Below are 1613 nucleotides of genomic sequence, written 5' to 3'. Positions count from 1 at the left end.
GGGGGTGCGGACAAAATCTTGGACTACTCTAGGAGTGGTTCATGTATTCGTACGAAGACCGATTGCGCGCCGTGAGGCTGTACCTGAAGCTTGGCCGTCGGGTCAAAGCCACAATCCGTCAACTGGGATATCCCACCAAGAACTCGTTGAAGGCCTGGTGTGCCCAGTTTGAACGGGATCAGGACCTTCTCCCAGGCTATCGACGGATAAAGCGGCAGTACACCGATGAACAGAAGCGCTGCGCAGTGGATCACTACATTGAGCAGGGCCACTGCCTGATTCACACGATCCGGTGCCTGGGCTACCCGAGTCGCGAGTCGTTGCGTGCCTGGATCCGGGAGTTGCGCCCCGAGTTTGGCACGATGATCGCCGGCAGCCGTTCTTCCGTTGTCACCCGCTCCAACAGCGAGAGACGGCAAGCCGTCATTGCGCTGAACATGCGTGCGGGTTCGGCAAAGGTTGTGGCCGCCGCTGTCGGTGTGTCGCGCCCGACGTTGTATAACTGGCATCATCGATTACTTGACCACGTTCCTCCGAGGCCCATGACAAAGAAGAAAGACGATGCCCCGCTCGAGCAGCGGCGCGAGGCGCTGCTCAAGGAGCAGGCCGAACTGGAGGCTTGGAACCGGCGGCTTCGCATGGAGAATGAGATTCTTGAGAAGGCGAGTGAACTGATAAAAAAAGACGTGGGCATCAACCCTCTCGGACTGACAAGCCGGGAAAAGACGAAGGTGGTTGATGCCCTCAGAAGCACGTTTTCGTTGGCCGATCTGTTGGGCAGCCTGAAACTGGCGCGCAGCACATACTTCTACCAACGCCTGCGCCAGACGCTGCCGGACAAGTACGCGCAGGTGCGCGGGGCCATCCGAACTATCTTCGATGACAGCTACCGCTGCTATGGCTATCGGCGCATTGATAGCGCCTTGCGCCGTGATGGTATGCATCTGTCCGAGAAGGTCGTGCGCCGCCTGATGGCGGAAGAACGCCTGATCGTGAAAACGCCACGCCGCCGGCGTTTCTCCGCGTACGCGGGCGACCCCACACCTGCGGTGCCGAACCTTCTGCAGCGCGACTTTCGTGCCCGCGCACCGAATACGAAATGGCTGACCGATCTGACGGAGATTCACATCCCGGCTGGCAAAGTTTATGTCTCGCCGATTGTCGACTGCTTCGATGGGCTGGTGGTAGCTTGGAACATCGGCACCAGCCCGGATGCGAATCTGGTCAACACCATGCTGGATCACGCGGTTCGGACACTGCAACCGGGCGAACATCCGGTTATCCACTCGGACAGGGGCTCGCATTACCGCTGGCCTGCGTGGATCCGTCGGACTGAAAATGCCAAACTGACCCGATCAATGTCTAGGAAGGGCTGCTCGCCGGACAATGCGGCATGCGAGGGCTTCTTCGGACGCCTGAAGACCGAACTGATCTACCCAAGGAATTGGCAAAACGTGGGGCTGGAAGACTTTATGCTTAAGGTTGACGCCTACATCCGCTGGTACAACGAACGTCGCATCAAGGTCTCACTTGGCGGACGTAGCCCCGTGGAGTATCGTCAGGCGCTGGGGTTGATCTCCGTTTAAACCGTCCAAGAAAACGTCCGCACCCCC

1 protein-coding gene is annotated in these 1613 nt (G+C 58.8%); it reads left to right on the top strand.

Features of this window, described 5'->3' with window-relative positions:
* Window positions 1–41: 41 nt before the first annotated feature.
* Entirely contained in the window at window positions 42–1586 is a 1545-nt protein-coding gene (locus tag OOZ48_RS18380) for an IS3 family transposase (RefSeq protein WP_269500266.1), read from the top strand.
* The last annotated feature ends 27 nt before the right edge of the window (window positions 1587–1613 follow it).

Origin of the sequence: Castellaniella sp. S9 (assembly GCF_027257175.1) — a bacterium.
GTDB lineage: Bacteria > Pseudomonadota > Gammaproteobacteria > Burkholderiales > Burkholderiaceae_B > Castellaniella.
The sequence above is the reverse complement of the archived record's forward strand: the minus strand, read 5'-3'. Positions and strand labels throughout refer to the sequence as shown.